The sequence below is a fragment of the Acetomicrobium mobile genome (assembly GCF_937920065.1).
This window is the reverse complement of record NZ_CALETC010000127.1, coordinates 1-2,982: the sequence shown is the minus strand read 5'-3', so window position 1 is coordinate 2,982 and position 2,982 is coordinate 1. Positions and strand designations below refer to the sequence as shown.

Genomic DNA, 2,982 nt, shown 5'->3' with positions numbered 1-2,982 from the left:
TTACCATTTGTTAATATGGATTTTATCCCATCTTAAGGACTCAAAAGGAACGGGCTCTTTTTGCTCTCCCGGGTATCCTATGGCAAGCAAACATACTACTCGATAGTTGTCCGGTATTCCAAGAATTGAACGTACGTATTCATCGGAGCTCATTTTTTCAGAATGCATGCGATTTCTTATTTGTATCCAGCAAGAACCCAAGCCGATCGACAACGCTGTAAGTTGTACGATGATGGCAGCTATTGAGGCATCTTCTATCCAGGTATCATTTACCTCTTCAGAGCCCAGTACAGCCATGCAAAGCGGAGCTCCCCTCAAAAAGGCAGAACTTTGATTTCGCGCATTGGCCAGCTTGCCTATTGTTTCTTTATCGTCGATGAAGATGAACTCCCAGGAGTGAAGGTTTTTGGAGGTAGGCGACCTGAGCGCAGCTTCTTTTAAGATGTCAATCTTTTCTTGTTCTATCGGCTTATCTTTAAAGCGTCGAATGCTCCTCCTTTTTCTTAAAAGCTCGATCATTTTGACCCCCCCATTAATTTAGACGCCTGAAACTTAATATATTTATGACGCAATGAACACCTCCATGATATAGTATCACGATGCAAACTTTAAGAACTTGAAATCCTTTCACTAAAATATACGAGGTTTATCGGATGTGGCAAGGTGGCTTTTGTATGGTTAAATATACTTCGTCGAGATTGGACTAAATTGCAATTTTGAAAATATGTATGCAAATAGAGTTTTCTCGATCTGAAGGGAGTGCGTTTTAGTGAAGAGGCTTGGACTTTTAGTAACGGTTGCCGCTTTGCTTTTAAATTTCATGCTCATCTTTCAGGTTTCTGTAGTTTATGGCAGCTCAAAAGACAGTATCCGACTCGAGAGTTTGGAAAGGGAAATTTGGGAGATGGCGCAAGAGCTTTCATTATCGACTTATCAAGGGTTTCCTGGCAAGGCACCTGAGTCGTTGTCAAACCTATCATATGATCAATGGCGAGATATTCGCTTTAAACCTGAAAAGTCAGTTTGGCTCGACAAAAATCTGCCTTTCCAGATCAGATTTTATCATTTGGGTTTTCTGTATGACGTTCCTGTGAGGATCAACTTGGTAACATCCAAGGGCATAAAGGAGTTTCGCTACGATCCCGACCTTTTTGATTACGGCAAGAATTCCCTACCAGTTGAAACTTATAAAAATATAGGGTTTGCGGGTTTTAGGATTCATTACCCCCTAAATAGGCCTGATTATCATGATGAATTAATTTCGTTTCTTGGGGCAAGCTATTTCAGGGCCTTGGGGAAAAATCAGCGCTACGGAATATCGGCGAGAGGGCTTGCCATAGATACGGCACTTCCGACGGGGGAGGAATTTCCATATTTTAGAGATTTTTGGATTGTAGAACCCAAAAAAAAATCGAAACATATTACAATTTACGCCTTGCTCGATAGCCCAAGTTTGACAGGTGCTTATAAGTTTTTCGTACAGCCGGGCGAAAAGACCACAGTTGACGTAAAAGCATCAATATTTCGAAGGAAAAATGTAGAAAAACTTGGCATGGCTCCACTCACGAGTATGTTTTACTATGGTGAAAATACGATTAATCGACCAGATGACTATCGCCCTGAAGTACATGATTCTGACGGGCTGTTAATTGCCTATGAGGCCGATAAATGGGAATGGCGGCCTTTGCTCAATCCTTCGCGCTTAAACGTCTCGAACTTTCCGGCAAACGATGTCTATGGATTCGGATTACTTCAACGTGACACGGAGTTTTGTAATTATCAAGACCTGGAAGCGCGATATGATTTGAGGCCCAGTGTGTGGATTGCTCCCAGAGAACGTTGGGGGAAGGGCCGTGTGGAATTGATAGAGATACCCAGCACATGGGAGACCATAGATAATATCGTCGCATTTTGGGTTCCCGAAGAGCTGCCTCAAATAGGTGAACCCGTCAACTTTTCCTACAGGATGAGCTGGCATTTGCCGAAGGGTTCTCCTCACGGGATGGGTTATGTGGTCTCTACGCGTACCGGCAAGGGAAAAGACGACAACACAAGGCTGTTTGTGATCGACTTCCAAGGCAAAACTATTGAAGCCATTCCGGCCGATACGGGATTAACGGCTGTTGTTACAGTGTCGGAAGGTGCTGAACTTGTAGAAAAGACTTTAATGAAAAACGAAGTCACCGAAGGTTGGAGGCTGGCTTTTCAGGTCCGAGTCAAGGGAGGAAGTACCATAGAACAACTCCAACCCGACAAACGACCCAAAATCAAGATCCAAGCTTTTCTAAAGAAAGGAGATAACCTACCGGACATTTTAACGGAGACGTGGAGCTATCAATGGCAACTATAACAAGAGAATTGGAAAAACGCATTTTAAACTATATGTGGTTTTTGGGCATAATACCGGTTTGCTCTTTGAAACTTGCATTAGAGGCGTTGGGCAAATTATCATCATTACTGAAAAATTCATTCACAAATTATTTTGATATCGTGGTAGACGAACTGCGTTCGCGCATTCTGAAGGATAATGATTTGTTGGTTAGCCACAGGTGGCCAAGCTTAAATGAACAAATCATGCCGTTGTTGTTAAACGATGAATGCGGGGGAATTAATTCCAGTCCGCCGATTAACAGATCTTCCATGATCCCCAAGGGTTTTATGGTGAGTTTTTCGAATTTGTTCGATCTTCCCACGGGTGGGGCTTTTTTATGGGAGGAAATAGCAAAAAACAGGCGCACTCTGCTTGCAGCTCTTGTGATCACATCTACATTTGTGGCCACTTACTTCATGAATCAGATATTAAATTTTAGAGGCATGACCTTTTTAGGCTATTTAATGATATTTACCTTTGCGATACTTTTTGCCTGGCTGTCCATTGGTTTTTGGACGGCTCTGGCCGGGTTTATAACAATGCTCAGAGGTTTTGATCGTTATGCACCAAAGGCTACATCGCAAGATATAGAAGAGAACACGCGCATTGCC

General features: G+C 42.7%; 2 protein-coding genes and 1 pseudogene. 2 read left to right on the top strand and 1 reads right to left on the bottom strand.

Features of this window, described 5'->3' with window-relative positions; genetic code table 11:
* Nucleotides 1–519, bottom strand: a complete 519-nt coding sequence (locus Q7P41_RS05290) for a nitroreductase family protein (RefSeq protein ID WP_303882732.1) — start codon at nucleotides 517–519, stop codon at nucleotides 1–3.
* Between the two features lie 250 nt (nucleotides 520–769).
* On the opposite strand from Q7P41_RS05290, the gene Q7P41_RS05285 reads away from it, so the two are divergent.
* Both Q7P41_RS05285 and Q7P41_RS05280 read left to right on the top strand, forming a co-directional pair.
* Nucleotides 770–2,350: a glucan biosynthesis protein gene (locus tag Q7P41_RS05285; protein ID WP_303882730.1), complete on the top strand. Its 1,581-nt coding sequence runs from the start codon at nucleotides 770–772 to the stop codon at nucleotides 2,348–2,350.
* Nucleotides 2,338–2,982 (top strand): annotated as a pseudogene (locus tag Q7P41_RS05280) (glucan biosynthesis glucosyltransferase H); the annotation flags it as partial. The gene Q7P41_RS05285 and the pseudogene Q7P41_RS05280, both read left to right, overlap by 13 nt.

Excerpts from the sequence above, each read along its gene's own strand:
- Q7P41_RS05290 (WP_303882732.1), bottom strand. The coding sequence starts at position 519 with ATGATCGAGCTTTTAAGAAAAAGGAGGAGCATTCGACGCTTTAAAGAT.